The organism is Hydrogenophaga sp. T2, from assembly GCF_049843535.1.
Classification (GTDB): Bacteria; Pseudomonadota; Gammaproteobacteria; order Burkholderiales; family Burkholderiaceae_C; genus Hydrogenophaga; species Hydrogenophaga crocea.
In genome coordinates this window covers 213730-236982 of the sequence record NZ_JBBHZJ010000007.1, presented here as the reverse complement: position 1 = coordinate 236982, position 23253 = coordinate 213730, and the positions used below count along the sequence as shown (strand labels likewise).

23 protein-coding genes and 1 tRNA gene are annotated in these 23253 nt (G+C 69.2%); 12 read left to right on the top strand and 12 right to left on the bottom strand.

Features of this window, described 5'->3' with window-relative positions; all coding sequences use genetic code 11:
- Window positions 1-66: 66 nt before the first annotated feature.
- Window positions 67-624, bottom strand: coding sequence for a glutathione peroxidase (locus WDZ95_RS17455; protein WP_420810310.1), 558 nt, complete (start codon window positions 622-624; stop codon window positions 67-69).
- A 293-nt stretch (window positions 625-917) separates the two neighbouring features.
- On the opposite strand from WDZ95_RS17455, the gene WDZ95_RS17450 reads away from it, so the two are divergent.
- Complete coding sequence (locus tag WDZ95_RS17450; protein ID WP_425780274.1) at window positions 918-1439, top strand: TlpA family protein disulfide reductase; 522 nt, start codon at window positions 918-920, stop codon at window positions 1437-1439.
- 21 nt (window positions 1440-1460) lie between these two features.
- Window positions 1461-2219, top strand: a complete 759-nt coding sequence (locus tag WDZ95_RS17445) for a sulfite exporter TauE/SafE family protein (protein ID WP_166226720.1) — start codon at window positions 1461-1463, stop codon at window positions 2217-2219.
- On the opposite strand, the gene WDZ95_RS17440 is transcribed toward WDZ95_RS17445, so the two are convergent.
- A complete protein-coding gene (locus WDZ95_RS17440; protein ID WP_425780271.1) occupies window positions 2220-3056 on the bottom strand; it encodes an SIR2 family NAD-dependent protein deacylase in 837 nt (278 codons plus the stop codon).
- 105 nt (window positions 3057-3161) lie between these two features.
- On the opposite strand from WDZ95_RS17440, the gene WDZ95_RS17435 reads away from it, so the two are divergent.
- Window positions 3162-4421 carry an NRAMP family divalent metal transporter gene (locus WDZ95_RS17435; protein WP_425780269.1) on the top strand — a complete coding sequence of 420 codons (1260 nt, stop codon included), beginning with the start codon at window positions 3162-3164 and terminating at the stop codon, window positions 4419-4421.
- 6 nt (window positions 4422-4427) lie between these two features.
- Here WDZ95_RS17435 and proX read toward each other — a convergent pair whose 3' ends face one another.
- From proX to WDZ95_RS17390, 9 genes are all read right to left on the bottom strand, one after another.
- Complete coding sequence (gene proX, locus WDZ95_RS17430; RefSeq protein WP_425780267.1) at window positions 4428-5453, bottom strand: glycine betaine/L-proline ABC transporter substrate-binding protein ProX; 1026 nt, start codon at window positions 5451-5453, stop codon at window positions 4428-4430.
- Window positions 5454-5490: 37 nt separating this feature from the next.
- On the bottom strand, window positions 5491-6600 hold the full coding sequence (proW, locus tag WDZ95_RS17425; protein ID WP_425780265.1) for a glycine betaine/L-proline ABC transporter permease ProW: 1110 nt from the start codon (window positions 6598-6600) through the stop codon (window positions 5491-5493).
- 16 nt (window positions 6601-6616) lie between these two features.
- Entirely contained in the window at window positions 6617-7816 is a 1200-nt protein-coding gene (gene proV / locus WDZ95_RS17420; protein ID WP_166226716.1) for a glycine betaine/L-proline ABC transporter ATP-binding protein ProV, read from the bottom strand.
- Between the two features lie 464 nt (window positions 7817-8280).
- Window positions 8281-8484 carry a SlyX family protein gene (locus WDZ95_RS17415; protein ID WP_425780263.1) on the bottom strand — a complete coding sequence of 68 codons (204 nt, stop codon included), beginning with the start codon at window positions 8482-8484 and terminating at the stop codon, window positions 8281-8283.
- On the bottom strand, window positions 8481-9098 hold the full coding sequence (locus WDZ95_RS17410; protein WP_425780261.1) for a DUF1294 domain-containing protein: 618 nt from the start codon (window positions 9096-9098) through the stop codon (window positions 8481-8483). The genes WDZ95_RS17415 and WDZ95_RS17410 overlap by 4 nt, the downstream gene beginning before the upstream one ends.
- A gap of 73 nt (window positions 9099-9171) precedes the next feature.
- Window positions 9172-9261, bottom strand: a tRNA-Ser gene (locus WDZ95_RS17405).
- 20 nt (window positions 9262-9281) lie between these two features.
- Window positions 9282-9677: a DUF2237 family protein gene (locus WDZ95_RS17400; RefSeq protein ID WP_425780259.1), complete on the bottom strand. Its 396-nt coding sequence runs from the start codon at window positions 9675-9677 to the stop codon at window positions 9282-9284.
- Window positions 9678-9701: 24 nt separating this feature from the next.
- Window positions 9702-10619: an SPFH domain-containing protein gene (locus tag WDZ95_RS17395; protein WP_166226713.1), complete on the bottom strand. Its 918-nt coding sequence runs from the start codon at window positions 10617-10619 to the stop codon at window positions 9702-9704.
- Window positions 10620-10659: 40 nt separating this feature from the next.
- Complete coding sequence (locus WDZ95_RS17390) at window positions 10660-11085, bottom strand: NfeD family protein (protein WP_166226712.1); 426 nt, start codon at window positions 11083-11085, stop codon at window positions 10660-10662.
- Between the two features lie 132 nt (window positions 11086-11217).
- Here WDZ95_RS17390 and WDZ95_RS17385 point away from each other — a divergent pair, with 132 nt between their 5' ends.
- Window positions 11218-13506 (top strand): Orn/Lys/Arg decarboxylase N-terminal domain-containing protein, encoded by a 2289-nt coding sequence (locus WDZ95_RS17385; protein WP_425780256.1) that lies wholly within the window; start codon window positions 11218-11220, stop codon window positions 13504-13506.
- A gap of 28 nt (window positions 13507-13534) precedes the next feature.
- Here the strand turns inward: WDZ95_RS17385 and fabI are convergent, their stop codons facing one another.
- Window positions 13535-14323, bottom strand: a complete 789-nt coding sequence (gene fabI, locus WDZ95_RS17380) for an enoyl-ACP reductase FabI (RefSeq protein WP_287469860.1) — start codon at window positions 14321-14323, stop codon at window positions 13535-13537.
- A gap of 38 nt (window positions 14324-14361) precedes the next feature.
- Here fabI and WDZ95_RS17375 point away from each other — a divergent pair, with 38 nt between their 5' ends.
- The 8 genes from WDZ95_RS17375 to nusA all read left to right on the top strand — a co-directional run bounded on the left by WDZ95_RS17375 (window position 14362) and on the right by nusA (window position 23226).
- Window positions 14362-16233, top strand: coding sequence for an extracellular solute-binding protein (locus WDZ95_RS17375; protein WP_425780254.1), 1872 nt, complete (start codon window positions 14362-14364; stop codon window positions 16231-16233).
- Window positions 16234-16239: 6 nt separating this feature from the next.
- Window positions 16240-17265, top strand: coding sequence for a microcin C ABC transporter permease YejB (locus WDZ95_RS17370; RefSeq protein WP_425780252.1), 1026 nt, complete (start codon window positions 16240-16242; stop codon window positions 17263-17265).
- A complete protein-coding gene (locus WDZ95_RS17365) occupies window positions 17265-18320 on the top strand; it encodes an ABC transporter permease (protein WP_425780250.1) in 1056 nt (351 codons plus the stop codon). Before WDZ95_RS17370 ends, WDZ95_RS17365 begins: the two co-directional genes overlap by 1 nt.
- Window positions 18313-19932: an ABC transporter ATP-binding protein gene (locus WDZ95_RS17360; RefSeq protein ID WP_425780248.1), complete on the top strand. Its 1620-nt coding sequence runs from the start codon at window positions 18313-18315 to the stop codon at window positions 19930-19932. The genes WDZ95_RS17365 and WDZ95_RS17360 overlap by 8 nt, the downstream gene beginning before the upstream one ends.
- A gap of 46 nt (window positions 19933-19978) precedes the next feature.
- The gene (locus tag WDZ95_RS17355; protein ID WP_425780246.1) at window positions 19979-20725 is read left to right on the top strand and encodes a DUF2189 domain-containing protein; all 747 of its coding nucleotides are present in this window, start codon (window positions 19979-19981) and stop codon (window positions 20723-20725) included.
- 3 nt (window positions 20726-20728) lie between these two features.
- Entirely contained in the window at window positions 20729-20953 is a 225-nt protein-coding gene (locus WDZ95_RS17350) for a DUF2788 domain-containing protein (RefSeq protein WP_166226705.1), read from the top strand.
- Window positions 20954-21089: 136 nt separating this feature from the next.
- Window positions 21090-21674 (top strand): ribosome maturation factor RimP, encoded by a 585-nt coding sequence (rimP, locus tag WDZ95_RS17345; protein ID WP_166226704.1) that lies wholly within the window; start codon window positions 21090-21092, stop codon window positions 21672-21674.
- A 49-nt stretch (window positions 21675-21723) separates the two neighbouring features.
- On the top strand, window positions 21724-23226 hold the full coding sequence (gene nusA, locus WDZ95_RS17340; RefSeq protein ID WP_166226703.1) for a transcription termination factor NusA: 1503 nt from the start codon (window positions 21724-21726) through the stop codon (window positions 23224-23226).
- Window positions 23227-23253: the final 27 nt, after the last annotated feature.

Sequence of the window (23253 nt, the reverse complement as noted above, 5' to 3'; positions counted from 1 at the left end):
CCACAAAAAAGCCACCGCTTGCGGTGGCTTTTTTTTCGGCGCTTGCGACGGCAGGCCGGCGCGTGCTCAGCCCTTGGCCGCCAGTGCCTTCTCCACCGCCTGCGTGAGCGCGCGCCCCATGGGGTCGGTGTTGCTCGCGTACTGGTCGATCACCTTGCCGTCGCGGCCCACCAGGTACTTGTGGAAGTTCCAGCGCGGCGCCACGCCCGTGGCCTGCGCGAGCTGGCGGTACAGCGGGTTGGCCTTGTCGCCGCGCACGCCGCCGGGCTCGAACATGGGGAAGCGCACGCCGTAGGTGTTGAAGCACAGCTCGGCGATCTTCTGCTTGTCGTTGGTTTCCTGCTGGAAATCGTTGGACGGAAAACCCAGCACCACCAGGCCGCGCTCGCGGTACTTCGCGAACAGCGCCTCCAGGCCTTCGTACTGCGAGGTGAAGCCGCAGTAGCTCGCGGTGTTCACCACCAGCAGCACCTTGCCCGCGTACTGGCATAGGTCCTGGGGCGCGCTGTCCTGCAGGCGCGGGAAGCGGTGGTTGAGCAGGGCCGGGCAGGCGGCGGTCTGCGCCAGGGCAGGTCCGGCGCCCATCAGGGCCAGCGAGGCGAGGCAGAGGTCACGGCGGTTCATGCACGCATTGTGGGCCGGCCCCCGCCACCCCACAAAACCGTCGGAAAAAAGCGCCAGGGCAAAGCCCTGGCGCTGCAAAGGAAGCACCCGGGCCGCAGCCCGGGTACCTCTCACCAATCGGTGCGCCGGCGGTTCGACCACCCCGCGTTCGCGCCCGCATTCTTGCCGTTCCTGCCGTACCCCCACGGGTTCCACGTTTCTCGCGTCTGAGGGCGGTATATATTCGCAAACCCTGATGGATCGATGGAACGGGCCGCCCGGCCCGTGCCCGGCGACCGAGAGCGAGGAGACCGATGAACCCCAAGCCCCCGCGCGGCTGGCGCCGCCGCGACGCCCTGGGCGCCCTGGCGGGTGCCTCGGCCCTGCTGGCCGCTGGCGCGGCGCCCGCGCGCGAGGGCCCGCCGCTGCCCGCGGTGGGCAGCGCTTTTGTGCTGGCCGACCTGCCGCTGATCGACGGCAGCACCTTCAAGGCCGCCGATGCGAGGGGCCAGGTGGTGGTGCTTTATTGGTGGGCCAGCTGGTGCCCGTTCTGCGCCCTGCAGTCGCCGCACGTGCAGAAGCTCTGGGCCGCGCAGCGCGCGCGCGGGCTTTATGTGCTGGGCGTGTCGATCGACCGCCGCGCCGACGACGCGCGCCAGTACCAGCAACAGCGCGGCTACAACTTTCCGAGCGCCTGGCAGGCCGGCGCCGTGCTGCCCAAGCCCGGCAAGTCGCTGCCCGTGACCGTGGTGCTCGGCCGCGACGGCCGCGTCGTGATGGCCGAAGACGGCCAGCTCTTCCCCGAGGACGTCGAGCAGATCGCGCGCTTTCTCTGACCCGCCCGGCTGTCTGCGCGCATGACCGGCATCGCCCTGTACCTCTTGTTCGTGGCCATCGCGGTCTACGTGCAAAGCCTCACCGGTTTCGCGCTCGCCCTGGTGCTGCTGGGCCTGGTGGGCGCGATCGACCTCTACCCGCTCAACGACGTGGTGAACGTGCTGTCCATCATTTCGTTGATCAACGCGGGCGTGTTCCTGCACCGCCGCGGCGCGCTGCGGCTCGACCCGCTGCTGCGGCCCGCGCTGGGCGCAAGCCTGCTCGGCACGGTGGTGGGCGTGCTCGCGCTCTCGTGGGTGCTGGGCAGCGCCTACCAGGTGCTGCGCCTGCTGCTGGGCCTGAGCATCGTGGGCTGTGCGGCGCTGCTCTGGCGCGCCGCCCGGCCGCTGCCGGCGCCTTCATCGACCGCGGCCTTCGTGTCGGTGGGCTTCGTGTCGGGCCTCATGGGCGGGCTGTTCTCCACCGCGGGCCCGCCCCTCGTGTACCAGTTCTACCGCCAGCCCTGGACCACCGAGCGCATCCAGGCCTCGCTGGTCTACCTGTTCGGCGCGGGCGCGCTGGTGCGGCTGCTGGTGGTGTTGTCCACGGGCGGCTTCTCGCGCCAGTCGGCGGGCCTCGCGCTGATCGCCGTGCCCGTGGTGGTGCTGGTCACCACCTGGTCGGCGCGCCGGCCGCCGCCGCTGTCGCCGGCCATGCTCAAGCGGCTGGTGTGCGTGCTGCTGGTGGCCACGGGCGGCTCGATGGTGGCCGACGCGCTGCGCCTGATGGCGGCGCGCTGATCACGGCAACTGCCGGTCGATCGCCTCGAGCGTGGCGAGCGCCGGGCCCGCAAGGCCGACATCGAGCGAGCCCGGCACCGCCGGCGCCAGCGGGTTCACGCGCAGCAGCCGCCCCGCGTGCGAGCGGATCACCGCGTGCGAGAAGTGCCGCACCGTGGGCACCGCGGTGCCCGCGCCGATCTCGATCACCAGCGGCCGCTCGCAGTGCGCGAGCCAGTGCACCAGCCGGTCGCGCTGATCGGCCTGGCGCTGCGCCAGCCATTGGGCGTCGCCGAACATGAGCACGTTGGGCCGCGCGAGCGCGCCGCAGCGGGGGCAGCGCGGCGGCGCGTTGAGCAACTCGCAGCGCGCTGCGTCGACCTCAGGCTCGAAGCCGTCGGCCGGCCAGACCGTGTCGCTGCAGGGCCGCGTGCACTGCAGGTGGTGCAGCGAGCCGTGGCATTCCTCGATCAGCGCGGCGTTGAAGCCCGCGGCCTGGAACTGGCCGTCGACGTTGCTCGTGAACACCGCGAGCCCGTGCAGCGTGGCCTCGCCCCAGCGCCGCAGCAGCGCGAAGCCCGCGTGCGGCCGCACGCGCCGGTACATCGCGAGCCGGTGGCCGTAAAAGCCCCAGGCCAGTTCGGGGTGGCGCGCGAAGGCCGCGGGGTTGGCGATGTCGGTGAAGCCCAGGCCGGCGCGGCCGAGCGCGGGGTAGGCGTTCCAGAAGCCCTCTGGGCCGCGGAAATCGGGCAGTCCCGAGTCCACGCCCATGCCCGCGCCCGCGGCCACGATGAGGCCGTCGGCCTGGGCGATGAGGTCGGCGGCCTTGTGGATGTCGGCGGGCGGCAGGTCGGGCATGCCGCGAGGTTAGCGCAGCGCCGCACCGCCCCATGACAGATGTAATGCCGCTGCGCGCGCGCCAGCACGCCGCGGTGCGCGGTTTCTGGCACAACCGTGCGTGCCATGAAAGCCCTGTCCCGCCTCCACCTGCGACGCCGACTTCGCCAACTGGGCCCGGGCCTGATCACCGGCGCCGCCGACGACGACCCCAGCGGCATCGCCACCTACTCGCAGGCCGGCGCGCAGTTCGGCTTCTCGATGTTGTGGACCATGGTGTTCACGCTGCCGCTGATGGCCGCGATCCAGGTGGTCAGTGCGCGCATCGGGCACGTCACACGGCGCGGCCTGGCGGCCAACATCCGCGAGTCGTTCCCGCGGCCGGTGCTGCTCGCGGTGGTGGGCCTGCTGCTGGCGGCGAACACGCTCAACATCGCGGCCGATCTTGCGGCCATGGCCGAGGCGCTGCGCCTGCTGCTCGGTGGCTCGGCGCACGTGTACGCCGTCACCTTCGGGCTGGCCTGCCTGGTGCTGCAGGTGTTCCTGCCCTACGCCGTGTACGTGCGCTGGCTCAAGTGGCTCACGCTCGCGCTGCTGTCGTACGTGGCCGTGGTGTTCACCGTGCGGATCGACTGGGGCGAGGTGCTCGGGCACCTCGTGTGGCCGCGGCTCACGCTGGGCCACGAGACCTTGCTCACCGTGGTGGCCGTGTTCGGCACCACCATCAGCCCCTACCTGTTCTTCTGGCAGGCCGCGCAGGAGATGGAAGACGTGCGCGAGGGCCCCGCGCCCACGCGCGGGCAGGTGCGCGCGCACCTGCGCCGCATCAAGCTCGACACCTTCGTGGGCATGGGCTTCTCCAACCTCATCGCCTTCTTCGTGATCCTGAGCACCGCGGCCACGCTGCACGTGGCCGGCGTGACCGACATCCAGACCTCGGCCCAGGCGGCCGAGGCGCTGCGCCCGCTCGCAGGGGACGCCACCTTCCTGCTGTTCAGCCTGGGCATCATCGGCACCGGCATGCTCGCGGTGCCGGTGCTCGCGGGCTCGGCCGGTTACGCGGTGGCCGAGGCCGCGGGCTGGCAGGGCTCGCTTAGCGCGCGGCTCGACAAGGGCGAGGGCAAGGGCTTCTACGGCGTGATCGCCGCGGCCACCGTGGGCGGTGTGCTGCTGAGCTTCACGCCCATGGACCCGGTGCGCGAGCTGTTCTGGTCGGCCGTGCTCAATGGCGTGATCGCCGTGCCCATCATGGTGGTGATGATGCTGCTGGCCTCGCGGCCGCGGGTGATGGGCGAACACGCGATCGGCCGGCGGCTGCGCGTGCTGGGCTGGCTGGCCACGGCGGCCATGGCGGCCACCGTGGTCGCCATGCTGGTCACGCTGTGAGGGGGGTCAGTCCCTGGCCGCCTTCATGGCCTGATCGATCCAGCCGTCGAAGGTCTTCTGGTTGGCCTTGATCCAGCCGTCCACGTGGCGCTCGATGTCGGCGGGTTTGTTCTCGCCGTCGCGCATGCGCAGGTTCTGCGCGTTGATGTCGCCCACCGGCAGCGTCATGACCTCGAACAGCTTGGCCGCGGCCGGGTTCTTCTGCACGAAGTCGCGGTTGGCCACGATGCGCTGGGTGTTGATCACGAAGCCGTAGTTCTGGCCGTTGGGCAGGCGGGTGTCGAGCTTGGCCTGTTCGCCGGGCAGCGACGAGAACGGCACCTGCAGCCACACCACGTCGCGGCCCGGGCGCAGCACGCCGCTCACCCAGTAGGGCGTCCAGGTGTAGTAGAGGATGGGCTTGCCCTGCCGGTGGCGGGCGATGGTGTCGGCCATGAGCGCGGCGTAGCTGCCCTGCACGTGGCGCACCGTGTCGCGCAGGCCGAACGCGCCCAGCTGGTGCTCGATCACGGCCTCGCAACCCCAGCCCGGGTTGCAGCCGGTGAGGTCGGCCCGGCCGTCGCCGTCGGTGTCGAACAGCCGGGCGATCTCGGGCTGCTTGAGCTGGGCGATGTTGGTGATCTTGTGCGCGTCGGCGGTCTTCTTGTCGATCAGGTAGCCCTGGGCCGCGCCGGGCGAGAACGCGCCGGTGCGCGAGAGCTTGGCGTCGCCGCCGGCGTTCTTGTAGAAGTCGGCGTGCAGCGGGTCCCAGTGGGTGGCCATGAAGGTGGCGTCGCCGTTGGCCAGGGCCACATGGCCGGTGGCGTACTCCACCTCGCGCACCGGGCGCACGGTGTAGCCGAGCTGTTGCAGCGCGCGGCCCACCAGCAGGGTCTGGAAGGCTTCTTCGGCGATCGAGCTCTTGACGGGCTGCACCGTCACGCCCTGGCCGGGCAGGTCGCGCGCGGCCACGGGGGCGGTGGCAGAGGCGGCGATCAGGCCGCAGGTGAGCAGGGCGCGCCACAGCGGGAAGCGGCGGGACAGTCGGGTCATGGTTTCTCCTTGTCGGGTCGTTGGAATCGGGTGGGGGTCAGCGGCTGCGCGTGGCGAGCACGCCGCCGGGTTCGCGGGCGGCTGGCGCCGCAGGGCGGGGCGGCGCCACGAGCCGGTGCACGCCGCGCAGCAGCAGGCCCACGGGGCCGGTCTGCCACCAGTGGCGCGCACCGCGGCGCGGCTGGCCCATGGCCTGGGTGATGCGGTCGAGCGTGATGGCCAGCAGCACGATGCCCAGCCCGCCCACGGTGGCCAGGCCCATGTCGAGGCGGCCGATGCCGCGCAACACCATCTGGCCCAGACCGCCCACGGCGATCATGGAGGCGATGACCACCATGGACAGCGAGAGCATGAGCGCCTGGTTGATGCCGGCCATGATCGAGGGCATGGCCAGCGGCAATTGCACCTGCGTGAGCAGCTGCCACGGCGAGGCGCCGTAGGCGCGCGCGGCCTCGACCAGGTCGGGCCGCACCTGCCGGATGCCCAGCGTGGTGAGGCGCACCAGCGGCGGCAGCGCGAACACGATGGTGACGATCACGCCCGGCACGTTGCCGATGCCGAACAGCATCACCACCGGCACCAGGTACACGAAGGCCGGCGTGGTCTGCATGGCGTCGAGCAGCGGCCGCATGACGCGCTGTGCGCGGTCGCTGGCCGCGAGCGCGATGCCCAGTGGCAGGCCGATGAGCACACAGAAGGCCAGGGAGGTGAGCACCAGCGAGAGCGTGACCATGGCCTCGGGCCAGATGCCCAGCAGGGCCACGAGCAAGAGCGACACCACCGCGCCGATGGCCACGGCGCGGCCCGCGCACTGCCAGGCGATGAGGCCGAGCAGCGCCACCATGGCCGGTGTGGGCACGGCCAGCAGCGCCGTCTCCACACCGGCCAGCGTGGCGTCGATGGGCCCGCGCACACTCTGGAAAAAGGGGCGGAAGTGCTCCACCGTCCAGGCCAGGCCGGTGTTGATCCAGTCCTGCACGGGCAGGCTGCCGTCCCAGAGCTGGTTGAGCGCGAAGCCCGTGGCGTCGGGGCTGGTGGACGCATCGACCGCGGCCGCGTCGAGCCAGTCGCTGCCCGAGGGCTGCGTGCTGGCCGACCAGGCATCGCCGGCCGTCGTGTCCTGAAGGTAGGGGTCTTGGGTCTGCATGGGTCGTCCTCCGTCGTCAATCGCTGCCGCGGTCCATGAACCGCAGCAGCGTGGTCTTGCTGATGGCGCCGGCGTAGCGGCCCGCCTCGTCCACCACCGGCAGCGGCCAGGGCGACTGCGCCACCTGGCCGAAGAGCTCGTTCACGGGGTGGCTGTGCGCCACGGTCTGCACACCCGGCAGGAAGGCGTGCTGCAGGCCCAGCGGGCCTTCGTGCCCCTTGAGCGCGGTGCGCAGCGAATCGGCCGAGACCATGCCCAGAAACCGCTGCTGCGGGTCGACCACGTAGGCGTACTCGCGGTCCTGCTGTTCGAGCATGGACAGCGCGGCGCGCGAACCGCGCGTGGGGCTCTCGGCCACCACCACCTGGCTGCGTCGCGCGATGTCACCGGCCTTGAACACGGCGGCCGCGTCCACGCCGCGCACGAAGTTGCGCACGTAGTCGTCGGCGGGGTGGCGCAGGATTTCTTCGGGCGTGCCCACCTGCACCACCTGGCCGTCTTTCATGATCGCGATGCGGTCGCCGATGCGCATGGCCTCGTCGAGGTCGTGCGAGATGAACACGATGGTGCGGCGCCTGACCTGCTGCAGCCGCAACAGCTCGCTCTGCATGTCGCTGCGGATGATCGGGTCGAGCGCGGAGAAGGCCTCGTCCATGAGCAGGATGGACGGGTCGGACGCGAGCGCGCGCGCCAGCCCCACGCGCTGCTGCATGCCGCCCGAGAGCTCGTCGGGGTAGCTGTCACCCCAGCCTTCCAGGCCCACCTGGGCCAGCGCCTCGTCGGCCTGGGCCAGGCGCGTGGCCTTGTCCACGCCCGCCAGCTGCAGGCCGAAGGCGGTGTTCTCGCGCACCGTCATGTGCGGCATGAGCGCGAACGACTGGAACACCATGCTGATGTCCTTGCGGCGCAGGGCGCGCAGCTCGCGGTCGCTGTGCTCGAAGATGTTGCGGCCGTCGATCACGACGCGGCCCGCGCTGGGTTCGATCAGGCGGTTGAGCAGCCGCACCAGCGTGGACTTGCCCGAGCCCGACAGGCCCATGATGACGAAGATCTCGCCGGCCTTGATCTCGAAGTGCGCGTCGAACACGCCGATGGACTGGCCGGTCTGCGCGAGGATGTCCTGCTTGCTGTGGCCCTCGCGAACAAGGGCGAGGGCGGCCTCGGGCTCGTCGCCGAAGACCTTGAACACGTGGTCGATCTGAATGTCTTTTGCCATTGCGGCGGGCCTCCTGTTCGGTGGGCTTTGGGCAATGGCCGCCTGTGGAAACGGGGCGCAGGCGGCCGCGAACCGCAGCCACGCAGCAGGCACTGAAGACGACGAAACAACGACGAGCCAGAGCCTGTGGCACGCCAGGGAGGCCGTTCAGCGGGCCTGGTCGAGGGGGCTGAACGGTGTGGCGCGACGCGGCGTCGGGTGGCTGAGCGGGGTCAGCCGGGGCGGCCGGGCAAAGCCCGGCCAGGGCACCAGCGCCGCGACGGGATGCAGAACGATCCGCGAGTAGCGCCTGGAGCGCCAACAGAAGTTGTTGGCTGTTAGGAAGCTCGCATTGTAACTTTTGGGTCTAAGCGAGTCAAGGCCCGGGTTTGAAGGCGCGGACGCATTTGCGTGCAATGGGCCCGAAAACCGGCTGTACCGCCGGCAATTGGCGGCTTCTTGCGCGGCCTGCGGCGAAACGGCCTTCAGTAGTGCGGCGGCAGCTCGTGCGCGGGGTTGCGCGGTGCCGAACCGGGTTCCGGCGCCTGCTGCTGCAAGGCCGCCACCTGTGCCATCAGGGCATCGATCTGTTGCTGCTGCCGGTAGACCGTGAGGTTGAGCTCATCGAGCAGGTCCTCGGCGTAGGAGAGCTTGATCTCGAGTTCGGTGAGGCGTTGGTCGGTGTTCATGAAGGCAATCCCTGCAAACCGGGGGCCATGAGGTGCCAGGCCGCGAAGAGCCCGATGTTCACCACCACGGTGACCCAGAAGACGCTCACGAACGCCGGCTTGGATGTTTTGTGGCGCAGCAGCTGCTGCGCCAGCAAGGCGCCCGGCCAGCCCCCGGCGAGGCCCAACAGGTGGAGCGTGCTTTCCGGGGTGCGCCAGCGACCGCGCGTGGCGGCCGACTTGTCGAGCGCGTACGCGAGGAAAGCCAGTGCGCTCATGGCGGCATAGATCGCGTAGACCAGGGGCTTCACCGGTGCTTGCAGGGCCATGTAAACCACGGCGCCGATGAACATGGGCAAGGCCAACAAGCGGGGGATCGTCCAGGGGGCCGGCGATTCGCCGCGGCGAGAGCGCTTGGCGCGGCTGCGCACCGGGTACTGCACCGCACGAGCGCGCTTCTTGCCATCGGGTGCCGTCTCGACCTCGAAGGTCAGGGCCTGACCCGCCACCGGCCGACCGCTCCCGCCTGGGAAGGCCTTGATGTGCACGAAGATTTCCTGGCCACCGTGGACCGGCTGGATGAAGCCAAAGCCGCGGTCGTCGTTCCAGGTCTTGAGCTTGCCGTCGAGTCGCATGAGGGATTCTGTGACCCAAGAGGGCCGGCGGCCAACAAAAAAGCGGCCCGGGGGCCGCTTTCTGCGTGTTCACTGGCGGAGAGGGCGGGATTCGAACCCGCGGTGGGGATTAACCCACACACGCTTTCCAGGCGTGCGACTTAAACCGCTCATCCACCTCTCCGCGAAGCCCGCGATTGTAGCTCAGCCCGCCGTGCGGCCATCCTCGGTCTTGCGCCAGGCGTGCTGCTGCAGCACCTCCAGGGGCACGTGCTGCAGCGTGTTCTGGTGGGTGGCTTCGAGCACCACCGGGGGCGCCACGCCGGCCTCCAGGGCTTCGAGCCAGCGGCTCACGCACAGGCACCAGCGGTCGCCGGGCTTGAGGCCGGCGAAGCGCCATTGGGGACGCGGTGTCACGAGGTCGTTGCCGCGCGCCACCGAGAACGCGAGGAATTCGCTCGTGACACGCGCGCACACCACGTGGGTGCCGGCGTCGTCGGGGCCGGTGTGGCAGCAGCCGTCGCGGTAGAAGCCGGTGAGCGGGTCGAACGAGCAGGCCTGTAGCTCGCCGCCGAGCACGTTGTGCGCGAGGTCGTCCATGGTGTCTTCGGCTCCGGTGCGGGCTCAGGCCTTGGGCGTGCCGGCCTGCACCATCTTCATGGCGGAGCCGATCAGGGCCGAAACCTCGGTCATGTTGCTGGGCACGATGAGCGTGGTGGTGGCGTCGGCGGCCACCTTGCCGTAGGCGTCCACCGCCTTCTCGGCCACCTTGAGCTGCACCGCTTCCTGGCCTCCGGGCTGGCGGATGGCTTCTGCCACCTGGCGAATCGCGCTGGCCGTGGCTTCGGCCACGGAAATGATGGCCGCGGCCTCGCCCTGCGCCTTGTTGATCTCGGCCTGCTTCTCGCCCTCGGAGCGCGCGATGAAGGCTTCGCGCTCGCCGGTGGCGATGTTGATCTGCTCCTGGCGGCGGCCTTCGGACGCGGCGATCAGCGCACGCTTCTCGCGTTCCGCGGTGATCTGGGCCTGCATGGCGCGCAGGATCTCGGCCGGCGGGGTGAGGTCCTTGATTTCGTAGCGCAGCACCTTCACGCCCCAGTTGAGCGCGGCCTCGTCGATGGCCGAGACCACCTGGGCGTTGATCATGTCGCGCTCCTCGAAGGTCTTGTCGAGCTCGAGCTTGCCGATCACCGAGCGCAGCGAGGTCTGGGCGAGCTGGGTCACGGCCACGATGTAGTTCGACGAGCCGTAGCTCGCGCGCATCGGGTCGGTCACCTGGAAGTACAGGATGCCGTCGACCTGCAGCTGGGTGTTGTCGCGCGTGATGCAGACCTGGCTCGGCACATCGAGCGGGATCTCTTTCAGGCTGTGCTTGTAGGCGACCTTGTCGATGAAGGGAATGACGATGTTCAGGCCCGGGGCCAGCGAAGCGTGGTACTTGCCCAGGCGCTCCACCACCCAGGCGGTTTGCTGGGGCACGATCTTGACGGCCCGCGTGACGAAGATGACGGCGATGACGATGAGCAGGATGGCGAGTTCCATGGTCTTGTTCTGTCTGGAGGTTGCAAGGGGGCGAGGGCGGTCAGACCTTCTCGACCAGCAGGCGGTTGCCCACCAGCTCGGTCACGCGGTAGGCGCCGGGCGAGGGCGCGTTGCCGGGGCGCTGGATCACGGTCCAGGCGGCCCCGCGGTACTTGACCGTGGCGGTGCCGTCGGGGTTCCACTGGTCGACGTGGATGACCTCGCCCACATCGAGGTTGACGCTGCGCAGGCTGCGCACAGAGGGGTCGCCTTCGCGGCGGCGCGACTTGAGGTACCAGCCTGCCACCGCGGCTGCACCGACCACCGCGGCCACCACGATCTGTCCCGTGAGCGGCAGCCCCAGGTGCGCAGCGAGCGCGCCCGCCACCGCGCCGAGCGCGAGCATGAGCAGGTAGAACGTGCCGGTGAGCAGTTCGGCGGCCACGAGCGCACCCGCCAGCAGCCACCACCAGGTCGATTCGGCCATGAGCCACTTCCTCCTTGTTGGAATGCGCCGTGCCCCGTGGCCCGGCTGCGGGCATTCTGCGCCAAACGGGCCGCCCTGCGGACGGGCCGACACGTGTTTTCCGTACACTTGCGCGCTTCGCTGGAGAACCGCATGAAGTTTCGCTTTCCCATCGTCATCATCGACGAGGACTTTCGCTCCGAGAACACCTCGGGTCTGGGCATCCGCGCGCTCGCGCAGGCCATCGAGAGCGAGGGCATGGAGGTGGTGGGCGTGACGAGCTATGGCGACCTGTCGCAGTTCGCCCAGCAGCAAAGCCGCGCGAGCGCCTTCATCCTGTCCATCGACGACGAGGAATTCACCCAGGGCCCCGACCTCGACCCCGCGGTGCTCAACCTGCGCAACTTCATCGGCGAGGTGCGGCGCAAGAACGCCGACGTGCCGATCTACATCTACGGCGAGACCAAGACCAGCCGCCACCTGCCCAACGACATCCTGCGCGAGCTGCACGGCTTCATCCACATGTTCGAGGACACGCCGGAGTTCGTGGCGCGCCACATCATCCGCGAGGCCAAGAGCTATCTCGAAGGCATCCAGCCCCCGTTCTTCAAGGCGCTGCTCGACTACGCGGAAGACGGCTCGTACTCCTGGCACTGCCCGGGCCACTCGGGCGGCGTGGCCTTTCTCAAGACGCCGGTGGGTCAGATGTTCCACCAGTTCTTCGGCGAGAACATGCTTCGCGCCGACGTGTGCAATGCGGTGGAAGAACTGGGCCAGCTGCTCGACCACAACGGCGCCATCGGGGCGTCCGAGCGCAACGCGGCGCGCATCTTCAACGCCGACCACTGCTTCTTCGTCACCAACGGCACCAGCACCAGCAACAAGATGGTGTGGCACCACACGGTGGCCCCGGGCGACGTGGTGCTGGTGGACCGCAACTGCCACAAGTCCATCCTCCACAGCATCATCATGACGGGCGCGATCCCCGTCTTCCTCAAGCCCACGCGCAACCACTACGGCATCATCGGTCCGATCCCGCAAAGCGAGTTCGAGATCGAGGCCATCCGCGACAAGATCCGCAACAACCCGCTGCTGGCCGGCGTGGACGCGGACGCGGTGAAGCCGCGGGTGCTCACGATCACGCAGAGCACCTACGACGGCGTGCTCTACAACACCGAGGCCATCAAGCAGATGCTCGACGGCTACGTGGCCAACCTGCACTTCGACGAGGCCTGGCTGCCGCACGCGGCCTTCCATCCGTTCTATGGCAACTACCACGCCATGGGCAAGAAGCGCGCGCGACCGCTCGAGTCGGTGGTGTACGCCACGCAGTCCATCCACAAGCTGCTCGCGGGCATCAGCCAGGCGAGTCACGTGCTCGTGCAGGACTCGCAGAACGTCAAGCTCGACCGGCACCTGTTCAACGAGTCGTACCTGATGCACACCAGCACCAGCCCGCAGTACGCGATCATTGCGAGCTGCGACGTGGCTGCGGCCATGATGGAGCCGCCGGGCGGCCGCGCGCTGGTGGAAGAAAGCCTGCTCGAGGCGCTCGATTTCCGCCGCGCCATGCGCAAGGTCGAGGCCGAGTTCGGCGAAGACGACTGGTGGTTCCAGGTCTGGGGCCCCGACCACCTCACCGACGAAGGCATCGGTGAGTCACGCGACTGGGTGCTCAACCGCCGCCGCGACGACGCGGCCGAGCAGCACACCGAGCGCGACTGGCACGGCTTCGGCGACATGGCGCCGGGCTTCAACATGCTCGACCCGATCAAGGCCACCATCGTCACGCCGGGCCTCAAGCTCGACGGCAGCTTCGGTGAGACGGGCATTCCCGCGTCCATCGTCACCAAGTTCCTCGCCGAGCACGGCGTGGTGGTGGAGAAGACCGGCCTCTACAGCTTCTTCATCATGTTCACCATCGGCATCACCAAGGGCCGCTGGAACACGCTGCTGACCGCGCTGCAGCAGTTCAAGGACGACTACGAGAAGAACCAGCCGATGTGGCGCATCATGCCGGAGTTCTGCGCCAAGCAGCCGCGCTACGAGCAGATGGGCCTGCGCGATCTGTGCCAGCACGTGCACACGCTGTACGCGCGCCACGACATCGCGCGCCTGACCACCGAGATGTACCTGAGCGACCTCACGCCCGCCATGAAGCCCAGCGATGCCTTCGCCTGCATCGCGCAGCGCCGCACCGAGCGCGTGGCCATCGACGCGCTCGAGGGCCGTATCACCACCAGCCTGGTCACGCCATACCCGCCGGGCATTCCGCTGCTGATCCCGGGCGAGGTCTTCAACCGCAAGATCGTCGACTACCTCAAATTCAACCGCGAGTTCGCGCGCGAGTGCCCGGGCTTCGAGACCGACATCCACGGCCTCGTGGAGGTGGTGGGCGAAGACGGGCGAAAGGCCTACTTCGCCGACTGCGTGAAAGCCTGAGCCAGGCTTTCACGCGCAGGGCCAGGCCTCAAGCGGCCTGGCTCGAATCGCCCACGAGCTGGCTGAAGCCGCCGTCCACGTAGATGATCTCGGCGGTCACGCCGGCCGAGAGGTCCGACAGCAGAAAGGCCGCCACGTTGCCCACGTCTTCGATGGTCACGTTGCGGCGGATCGGCGACACGTCGGCCACGAGGTTGAGCAGCTTGCCGAAGCCCTTGATGCCGCTGGCCGCGAGCGTCTTGATCGGGCCGGCGCTGATGCCGTTCACACGCATGCCCTTGGGACCCAGCGATTCGGCCAGGTAGCGCACCGAGGCTTCCAGGCTGGCCTTGGCCAGGCCCATGGTGTTGTAGTTGGGCACGGCCCGCACGGCGCCCAGGTAGCTCAGCGTGAGCAGCGCGGCCTTGTCGCTCAGGTAGGGCAGGGCGGCCTTGGCCATGCCCGGGAAGCTGTAGGCGCTGATGTCGTGCGCGATCTTGAAGGCCTCGCGCGAGAGGCCGTCGAGGAAGTCGCCCGCGATGGCCTCGCGCGGCGCGAAGCCGATGGCGTGCACGAAGCCGTCGAACTTGGGCCAGGTCTTGCCCAGCTCGGTGAACATGGCTTCGATCTGGGCGTCGTCGCCCACGTCGCAATCGAACACCAGCGTGGAGTTGAACTCGGCCGCGAATTCGGTGATCCGATCCTTGAAACGCTCACCCACGTAGCTGAAAGCGAGCTCGGCGCCCTGTGCGTGGCAGGCCTTGGCGATGCCGTAGGCGATGGACCGGTTGGACAACACGCCCGTGATCAGGAAGCGCTTGCCGGCGAGAAAACCCATGGTGCTGACTCCAGAAAAAATTGCCGCAGAATTGTCGCATGCAGGTACCCGCACCCCTTTTACGCAGAACCCTGGCCCGCTGGACCGCCGGGCTGCTGTTGGGGGCCTCGCTGGTAGCGGCACTGCCACCCGCCTGGGCCGCCCACGGCTATGCGCTGTGGGGCGAGCTCAAGTACCCGAACGGCTTCAGCCATTTCGACTACGTGAACCCGCAGGCGCCCAAGGGCGGTGAACTGCGCCTCGTGAGCAACCTGCGCACGAGCACCTTCGACAAGTACAACCCCTTCACGCTGCGTGGCAGCGCACCCGCCTACTTGAGCGGCCTGATGTTCGACAGCCTGCTCGTGGGCGCGCTCGATGAAACCGGCGCCGCCTACGGCCTGCTGGCCGAAGACGTGCAGGCCGCGCCCGACGGCCTGTCGGCCACCTTCCGGCTGCGCAACACCGCGCGCTTCCACAACGGCGACCCGGTGCTCGCGGCCGACGTGAAGTTCAGCTTCGACACCCTGCTCGGGCCGCACACCTCGCCCGCGTACAAGACCATCCTCGCCGACGTGGCGGGCCTGGACGTGCTGGGCGAGCGCATGGTGCGCTTTCGCTTCAAGGTGCCCAACCGCGAGCTGCCGCTCACGGTCGGCGGCATCCCCATCTTCAGCCGCCAGTGGGGCAATGAGATCGACCCGGCCACGGGCCAGCGCAAGACCTTCGACAAGGTGGTGATGGACGTGCCCATCGGCAGCGGGCCCTACAAGATTGGCCCGGTGAAGTTCGGCCGCGACATCACCTACGTGCGCGATCCCGGCTACTGGGCGCGCGACCTGCCGGTGCGCCGCGGCACGGCCAACTTCGACCGCATCACCGTCAAGATCTACAAGGACAGCACGGCGCGCCTCGAAGCCCTCAAGGCGGGCGAGTTCGACCTCATGCGCTTCTTCTCGGCGGGCGACTGGGCGCGCCGCGTGAACGGCCGCAAGTTCGACAGCGGCGAACTCGTGAAGGGCGAGTTCGCGCACAAGCTGCCCACGGGTTTCCAGAGTTATGTGCTCAATACCCGGCGCAAGCCGCTCGACGACATCCGCGTGCGCGAGGCCCTGGGCCTGGCGCTCGACTACGAGTGGATGAACCGCCAGATGTTCTACGGCGCCTACCAGCGCGTGCGCGGCCTGTTCGGCAACACCGAATGCGCGGCCGACGGCCTGCCCGCGCCACCCGAGCTCGCGCTGCTCGAAGCCGGGCGCGCGCAACTGCCGCCCGCGGTGTTCGGCCCTATGTACGCGCCGCCGCGCACCGACGGCGCCGATTCGCTGCGTGGCAACCTGCGCAAGGCCCAGGCCCTGCTGCGCGAGGCGGGCTGGACGGTGCAGGACGGCGTGCTGCGCAACGCGCAAGGCCAGCCGCTGGAGCTCGAGTACCTCGACAGCGCCGAGACCGGCGCGCGCGTGGTTTCGCCCTGGATCCGCAACCTGCAAAAGCTCGGCGTCACGCTGCGCTTTCGGCCGGTCGATTTCGCGCTGTACCAGCAGCGCCTGCGCACCTTCGATTTCGACATCATCTCGATCAACTTCCAGGGCACGCCCAACCCGGGCGCGGAGTACGCCGACATCTTCGGCAGCGAGGCCGCGAAAACGCCCGACTCGGGCAACTACGCGGGCCTGGCCAACCCCGCGGTCGACCGGCTGATCGCGCGCATGGTGGGCGCGGCCACCAAGCCCGATTTCCTCGCCGCGTGCCGCGCGCTCGACCGCGCGGTTGCGCACAGCCATGTGCTGATCCCGCAGTGGTCGGCGTCCACGCACCGCATGGCCTACAACGCGTGGCGGCTGCAACGCCCGGCCGACATGCCGCCCTATGCCCAAGGCGAGTCTTGGGCCATCGACACCTGGTGGGCCGCCCCGCCGAAACAGGACTGACACGCCATGTGGGTCTACATCCTCAAGCGCCTGTTGCTCATGCTGCCCACGCTGTTCGGCGTGCTGCTGATCACCTTCGTGGTGATCCAGTTCGTGCCTGGCGGCCCGGTGGAGCAGTACCTGGCCGAGGCGCGTGCGGCCGCGGGGCCCGGGGCCGAAGGCGCTTCGGTCTACCGCGGCGGGCAGGGCGTGGACCCCAAGCGCATCGAGCAGATCAAGGCGCTGTACGGTTTCGACAAGCCCGCGCACCAGCGCTTCATCGAGATGCTCGGCCGCTTCGCGCGCTTCGACCTCGGCACCAGCTTCTTCCAGAACAAGCCCGTGGGCCAGCTCATCGCCGAGAAGCTGCCGGTGTCCATCAGCCTGGGGCTGTGGACCTTTCTCATCAGCTACGGCGTGGCCGTGCCGCTGGGCGTGGCCAAGGCGGTGCGCGCGGGCACGCGCTTTGACCTCGTGACCACGCTGATCGTGCTCGTGGGCTACGCGATCCCGGGCTTCGTGCTCGGCGTGGCCCTGCTGGTGATCTTCGGCGGGCAGCTGCAGTGGTTCCCCCTGCGCGGCCTCACCTCGGCCAACTGGGACGAGCTGGGTTGGGGCGCGCGCATCGTCGATTACCTCTGGCACATCGCGCTGCCCGTCACCGCCATGGTGCTGGGCAGCTTCGCGGTCACGGGCATGCTCACCAAGAACGCGTTTCTCGAAGAGATCCGCAAGCAGTACGTGATGACCGCGCGCGCCAAGGGCCTGGGCGAGCGCCAGGTGCTCTGGAAGCACGTGATGCGCAACGCCATGATCCCCATCGTCACGGGCTTTCCCGCGGCCTTCATCGGCGCTTTCTTCACGGGCGCGCTGCTGATCGAGACCCTGTTCTCGCTCGATGGCCTGGGCCTGCTGAGCTACGAGAGCGTGATCCGCCGCGACTACCCGGTGGTGATGGGCACGCTGTTCCTGTTCACCCTGATCGGTCTGGTCACCAAGCTGGTCTCGGACCTGTGCTACGTGTGGGTCGACCCGCGCGTGAAGTTCGACTGATGGCCTCCACACCCGTCACCCCCGCCAGCCCTTCGCCCAGTCCGGGCCGCCGCGCCTGGCAGCGCTTCAAGCGCAACCGCCTGGGCTATTGGAGCCTGGTGCTGTTCTGCGTGCTCGTGGTCGCCAGCCTGTGCGCCGAGCTGTTGTCCAACGACCGGCCACTGATCGTGCGCTACGAGGGCAAGACCCATTTCCCCATCGTGCAGGACCTGCCCGAGACCGTGTTCGGCGGCGATTTCCAGACCCCCACCGACTACCTCGACCCCTTCATCCGCGAGCGCATCACCCAGGGCGGCAACTGGGCCCTCTACGCGCCCAACCCCTACGGCTCGCAGACCATCAACTACTTCGCCGAGCAACCCAACCCCTCGGGCCCGAGCCGGGCCAACTGGCTGGGCACCGACGACCGCGGGCGCGACCTGCTGGCCCAGCTCATCTACGGCTTTCGCGTGAGCGTGCTGTTCGCGCTCGCGCTCACCGCCATCGGCGTGGTGCTGGGCGTGATCACGGGCGCGATCCAGGGCTTCTTCGGCGGCCGCACCGACCTGGCCTTCCAGCGCTTCATCGAGATCTGGGGCTCCATGCCCGAGCTCTACCTGCTCATCATCTTCTCGGCGGTGTTTGCGCCCAGCGTGGGCCTGTTGCTCATCCTGCTGAGCCTGTTCGGCTGGATGGGGCTGTCCGACTACGTGCGCGCCGAATTCCTGCGCAACCGCCAGCTCGACTACGTGCGCGCCGCGCGCGCCATGGGCCTGAGCAATGCGCAGATCATCTGGCGCCACATCCTGCCCAACAGCCTCACGCCGGTGGTCACCTTCCTGCCGTTCCGCATGAGCGCGGCCATCCTCGCGCTCACCTCGCTCGACTTCCTCGGCCTGGGCGTGCCGCCGGGCACGCCCTCGCTGGGCGAGCTGCTGAGCCAGGGCAAGAACAGCATCGACGCCTGGTGGATCTCGCTGTCCACGTTCGGCGTGCTCGTGATCACGCTGCTGCTGCTCACCTTCATGGGCGACGCGCTGCGAGACGCCCTCGACCCGAGGAAACAGGATGTCTGAGCCCCAGCCCGCCGCGCCGCTGCTCGAGGTGCAAGGCCTGCGCGTGGCCTTTGGCGGCCAGCCCGTGGTGCACGGCATCGACTTCGCGATCGCGCCGGGCGAGAAGCTCGCGCTGGTGGGCGAGTCGGGCTCGGGCAAGACCGTGTCGGCGCTGTCGCTGCTGCGCCTGGTGGTCAACGCCGAGGTCTCGGGCCAGGCCCGGCTCGGCGGGCGCGACCTGCTCGCGCTGGGCGAGCGCGAACTGCGCGGCGTGCGCGGCGACGAGGTGGCCGTGATCTTCCAGGAGCCCATGACGGCGCTCAACCCGCTCTACACCGTGGGCAACCAGATCGCCGAGGTGCTGCAGCTCAAGCGCGGCCTCGACGCGGCCCAAGCGCGCGCCGCCGTGGTCGAGCTGCTGCGGTCCACCGGCATTCCCGAGCCCGAACGCCGCGCCCGCGCCTACCCGCACCAGTTGAGCGGCGGCCAGCGCCAGCGCGCCATGATCGCCATGGCGCTGGCGAGCCGCCCGAAGCTGCTGATCGCCGACGAGCCCACCACGGCACTCGACGTGAGCCTGCGCGGCCAGATCCTCGAGCTGCTGGCCGAGCTGCAGCGCACGCACGGCATGGCGGTGCTGCTCATCACGCACGACCTGAACTTGGTGCGCCGCTTTGCCGACCGCGTGGCCGTGATGGAAAAGGGCCAGTTGGTGGAGCATGGCACGGTGGCCGAGGTGTTCGAGCGGCCGCAGCACGCCTACACGCGCAAGCTGCTCGCGAGCCGGCCCGAGCGCGCGGTGGACGAATCGCCCGCGCCCTCGAGTGCCGCGCCCGCGCTGCAGGCCGAGTGCCTGCGCGTGGACTACCCCGTGCCGCTCTCCGGCTTCAAGGGCTGGTTCCGCAAGGGTGTGTTCACCGCGGTGCAGAACGCCACGCTCGCCGTGCCCGCGGGCCGCACGCTGGGCGTCATCGGCGAGTCGGGCTCGGGCAAGAGCACGCTCGCGCTGGCGGCGCTGGGCCTGCTGCCCTTCCAGGGCCGTCTGGTGGTGGCCGGCACCGACTGGGAAGCGGCCCGGCGCCAGCGCGGCCTGCGCGCGCTGCGCCAGCGCGTGCAGGTGGTGTTCCAGGACCCGTTCTCCTCGCTCTCGCCACGGCTCACCATCGAGCAGATCGTGGGCGAGGGCCTGCAGGTGCACCGACCTGAGTTGTCGGTGGCCGAGCGGCGCGAACGCGTGGCCGCGTTGCTGGCCGAGGTGGGGCTGGCCGAGAGCCCGGCCGCCGCCCAGGCCCTGATGCAGCGTTACCCGCACGAGTTCTCGGGCGGCCAGCGCCAGCGCCTGGCGATCGCGCGCGCCCTGATCGTGGAGCCGCAACTGCTGGTGCTCGACGAGCCCACCAGCGCGCTCGACGTGACGGTGCAAAAGCAGGTGCTGGCGCTGCTGCAGCGCCTGCAGCGCGAGCGGGCCCTGAGCTATCTGCTCATCACGCACGACGTGGACGTGATCCGCGCCATGGCGCACGAGGTCATCGTGATGAAGGACGGCGCGGTGGTGGAGCGCGGCCCCGCGCTGCAGGTGCTGGCCGCGCCCGAGCACCCCTACACGCAGCTGCTGGTGCGCGCCGCCGCTTGATCCAGGTCAGGGCCGCGGCACGGTGCCGCGGCCACAATCACCGGCCATGCCCGACGCTTCCCCGAACCCCCACCCGTCGCCCCTGCGCTGGCTCGCCCTGGGCTGGCGCGACCTGCTCGCCCACCCCGCGCCCGGCCTGCTGCACGGGGTGCTGATCGCGCTGTTCGGCCAGCTGCTGTTGCTGGTGGCGCACGACCGCTTCTGGCTGCTCGCGGGCGCGTTCTCGGGCTTCCTGATCGTGGCGCCCATCCTGGCCACGGGCCTGTACGCGGTGAGCCGTGCGCTCGCCACGGGCCGGCGCCTGGCGCTGCGCGAGGTGCTCGCGGTGTGGCGCTCGCGCGATCCGCGGCTGGTGCGCTTCGGGCTGCTGCTGGCGCTGGCGGGCACCGGCTGGGTGCTGAGCTCGGCCGGCCTCATCACGCTGGCGGCGCCGATGCCGATCGAAAAGCCGCTGGACTTCCTGCGCGTGGTCGTGCTCGCGCCCGAGCCCGGGCTGTTCGAGGTCTGGATGCTGCAGGGCGCCTTGCTGGCCGCGCCGGTGTTCGCCAGCACCGTGGTGGCCCTGCCCATGCTGGTCGACCGCCCGGTGCCGGTGCACGTGGCCGTGGGCGCGAGCTGGCGCGCCGTGGCCAACCACCCGGTGCTGCTGGTGGCCTGGGCGCTGCTGCTCGCGCTGCTCGTGGCGCTGGCCATGCTGCCGGCGCTGCTGGGCCTGGTGGTGGTGATTCCCTGGCTGGCGCACGCGAGCTGGCACGCCTACCGCGAGCTCGCCCCGGACCGGCGGGAGGCCTGAGCCATGCCTCCCGGCACCCTGTGGGGCTTCACCGAGGCGCAGATCGCTCAGTTCGGTCTCACCTTCGGCATCGGCGCCTTCATCGCCTACATGCTGTTCATCGTCTACAAGCTCGCGCGCGAATCCAAGGCCGGGCGTTTCGGCACGTTCGTGCTGTTCCTGGTGCTGTCCTTCGGCATGGTGGGGTTTCTGGCCAAGAGCCTCATCCAGTGGGTGATCGGCATCTGAAAAAGCCTGGCTCGCGGCTTGCTAGCGGCCCCCCGGGCGGCTACAATGCGCGCTTCACGACCAAATGGGCGGGTTACCACCGGCCCATTTTTTTTGGCCGGGCGGGAAACCGTCACCGGCTCGACGCATTTCATTCATGGGCTGGCAAGACACCGTCGCACAAACCGTGGCCGGACTCGGCTTTGACCTGGTGGACCTGGAGCGGTCCGCCGGCGGCTTGCTGCGCGTGACGATCGACCTGCCCTGGACACCGCCCGAAGCGGGCCAGCCGCTGCCGACCGAGCAGTTCGTGACCGTCGAGGACTGCGAGCGCGTCACGCGCCAGCTGCAGTATGCGCTGGAGGTCGAGGGCACCGATTACCGCCGGCTCGAGGTGGGCTCGCCGGGCATCGACCGCCCGCTGCGCCACGAGAACGACTTCCGCCGTTTCGAGGGCCAGGTGGTCGACATCACGCTCAAGGCCGCGCTCGGCGCCAATGGCGCTGTGGCGGCCAACCGCAAGAAATTCCGCGGCACGCTCGAGCGGGCCGAGGGCTGGGCGCAGACCGGGCAGTGGCAGATCGTCTGGAGCGACGAGCCGCCGCCCAAGCCGGGCCAGCGCGTGAGCAAGAAGCGCGAAGCCGCGCCGTTGCAGGCGCTGGGCTTCACGCTGGACGAAATCGCACAGGCGCGGCTGGCGCCGATCGTGAATTTCAAGGGGCGGGGCGCCCCGGGTGCCTGAGGCGCCGCAGGACAAGACCAAGGATCGAACTGGAAAGGCAGGCAAAACGATGAACCGCGAAATGTTGATGCTGATCGATGCCATCTCGCGCGAGAAGAACGTCGAGCGCGACGTGGTGCTGGGTGCGGTCGAGCAGGCGCTGGCCTCGGCGACGAAGAAGCTCTACAAGGGCGAGGTCGACATCCGCGTGGCCATGGACCCGGACACGGGCGCCTACGAAACCTTCCGCCGCTGGCTCGTGGTGCCCGATGAGGCCGGCCTGCAGAACCCCGACGCCGAAGAGCTGCTGTCCGATGCGCGCGACGAGATCGCCGACATCGAAGAGGGCGACTACATCGAGAAGCCGGTCGAGAGCGTGCCCATCGGCCGCATCGGCGCCATGGCCGCCAAGCAGGTCATCCTGCAGAAGATCCGCGACGCCGAGCGCGAGATGCTGCTCAACGACTTCATGTCGCGCGGCGACAAGATCTTCGTCGGCACCATCAAGCGCATGGACAAGGGCGACCTGATCGTCGAGAGCGGCCGCGTCGAAGGCCGCCTCAAGCGCGGCGAGATGATCCCCAAGGAAAACTTCCGCACCGGCGATCGCGTGCGCGCCATGATCATGGAGGTCGACCTCACGCTGCGTGGCGCGCCCATCCTGCTGTCGCGCTCGGCCCCCGAGTTCATGATCGAGCTGTTCCGCCAGGAAGTGCCCGAGATCGAGCAGGGCCTGCTCGAGATCAAGAAGTGCGCCCGCGACCCGGGCTCGCGCGCCAAGATCGCCGTGCACAGCTTCGACAAGCGCATCGACCCGATCGGCACCTGCGTGGGTGTGCGCGGCTCGCGCGTGAACGCCGTCACCAACGAACTCGCGGGTGAGCGCGTGGACATCGTGCTGTGGTCCGAAGACCCGGCGCAGTTCGTGATCGGCGCGCTCGCGCCGGCCAACGTGGTGTCCATCGTGGTCGACGAAGAGCGCCACGCCATGGACGTGGTGGTCGACGAGGAGAACCTCGCGATCGCCATCGGCCGCGGCGGCCAGAACGTGCGCCTGGCCAGCGAACTCACGGGCTGGCGCATCAACATCATGACGGCCGACGAATCGGCCCAGAAGCAGGCCGAAGAGGCCAGCGGCATCCGCGAGCTGTTCATGTCCAAGCTCGACGTGGACCAGGAGATCGCCGACATCCTGATCGAGGAAGGCTTCACCAGCCTCGAAGAGGTGGCCTACGTGCCGCTGCAGGAAATGCTCGAGATCGAGTCCTTCGACGAAGACACCGTCAACGAGCTGCGCACGCGCGCCAAGGACGCCCTGCTCACGATGGAAATCGCGCGCGAGGAAAACGTCGAAGAGGTGTCGCAGAACCTCAAGGACCTCGAAGGCATCACGCCCGAACTGATTGCCAAGCTGGCCGAGGCCGGCATCCACACCCGCGACGACCTGGCCGACCTGGCCACCGACGAACTGACCGAGATCACCGGCCAGTCCGATGCGGACGCCACCGACCTGATCATGAAAGCCCGCGCCCACTGGTTCACCGCCGGTGACGAAGCGCAGCCGCAATCCTGATCACGGAGGCCCACGGAGCACAGCACA

Excerpts from the sequence above, each read along its gene's own strand:
- WDZ95_RS17365 (WP_425780250.1), top strand. The coding sequence starts at position 17,265 with ATGGCCTCCACACCCGTCACCCCCGCCAGCCCTTCGCCCAGTCCGGGC.
- rimP (WP_166226704.1), top strand. The coding sequence starts at position 21,090 with ATGGGCTGGCAAGACACCGTCGCACAAACCGTGGCCGGACTCGGCTTT.
- proV (WP_166226716.1), bottom strand. The coding sequence starts at position 7,816 with ATGGCAAAAGACATTCAGATCGACCACGTGTTCAAGGTCTTCGGCGAC.
- proX (WP_425780267.1), bottom strand. The coding sequence starts at position 5,453 with ATGACCCGACTGTCCCGCCGCTTCCCGCTGTGGCGCGCCCTGCTCACC.
- WDZ95_RS17390 (WP_166226712.1), bottom strand. The coding sequence starts at position 11,085 with ATGGCCGAATCGACCTGGTGGTGGCTGCTGGCGGGTGCGCTCGTGGCC.
- WDZ95_RS17445 (WP_166226720.1), top strand. The coding sequence starts at position 1,461 with ATGACCGGCATCGCCCTGTACCTCTTGTTCGTGGCCATCGCGGTCTAC.
- WDZ95_RS17455 (WP_420810310.1), bottom strand. The coding sequence starts at position 624 with ATGAACCGCCGTGACCTCTGCCTCGCCTCGCTGGCCCTGATGGGCGCC.
- WDZ95_RS17395 (WP_166226713.1), bottom strand. The coding sequence starts at position 10,619 with ATGGAACTCGCCATCCTGCTCATCGTCATCGCCGTCATCTTCGTCACG.
- WDZ95_RS17360 (WP_425780248.1), top strand. The coding sequence starts at position 18,313 with ATGTCTGAGCCCCAGCCCGCCGCGCCGCTGCTCGAGGTGCAAGGCCTG.
- WDZ95_RS17435 (WP_425780269.1), top strand. The coding sequence starts at position 3,162 with ATGAAAGCCCTGTCCCGCCTCCACCTGCGACGCCGACTTCGCCAACTG.
- WDZ95_RS17450 (WP_425780274.1), top strand. The coding sequence starts at position 918 with ATGAACCCCAAGCCCCCGCGCGGCTGGCGCCGCCGCGACGCCCTGGGC.
- proW (WP_425780265.1), bottom strand. The coding sequence starts at position 6,600 with ATGCAGACCCAAGACCCCTACCTTCAGGACACGACGGCCGGCGATGCC.
- WDZ95_RS17370 (WP_425780252.1), top strand. The coding sequence starts at position 16,240 with ATGTGGGTCTACATCCTCAAGCGCCTGTTGCTCATGCTGCCCACGCTG.
- WDZ95_RS17375 (WP_425780254.1), top strand. The coding sequence starts at position 14,362 with ATGCAGGTACCCGCACCCCTTTTACGCAGAACCCTGGCCCGCTGGACC.
- WDZ95_RS17385 (WP_425780256.1), top strand. The coding sequence starts at position 11,218 with ATGAAGTTTCGCTTTCCCATCGTCATCATCGACGAGGACTTTCGCTCC.
- WDZ95_RS17355 (WP_425780246.1), top strand. The coding sequence starts at position 19,979 with ATGCCCGACGCTTCCCCGAACCCCCACCCGTCGCCCCTGCGCTGGCTC.
- nusA (WP_166226703.1), top strand. The coding sequence starts at position 21,724 with ATGAACCGCGAAATGTTGATGCTGATCGATGCCATCTCGCGCGAGAAG.
- fabI (WP_287469860.1), bottom strand. The coding sequence starts at position 14,323 with ATGGGTTTTCTCGCCGGCAAGCGCTTCCTGATCACGGGCGTGTTGTCC.
- WDZ95_RS17350 (WP_166226705.1), top strand. The coding sequence starts at position 20,729 with ATGCCTCCCGGCACCCTGTGGGGCTTCACCGAGGCGCAGATCGCTCAG.
- WDZ95_RS17415 (WP_425780263.1), bottom strand. The coding sequence starts at position 8,484 with ATGAACACCGACCAACGCCTCACCGAACTCGAGATCAAGCTCTCCTAC.
- WDZ95_RS17410 (WP_425780261.1), bottom strand. The coding sequence starts at position 9,098 with ATGCGACTCGACGGCAAGCTCAAGACCTGGAACGACGACCGCGGCTTT.
- WDZ95_RS17400 (WP_425780259.1), bottom strand. The coding sequence starts at position 9,677 with ATGGACGACCTCGCGCACAACGTGCTCGGCGGCGAGCTACAGGCCTGC.
- WDZ95_RS17440 (WP_425780271.1), bottom strand. The coding sequence starts at position 3,056 with ATGCCCGACCTGCCGCCCGCCGACATCCACAAGGCCGCCGACCTCATC.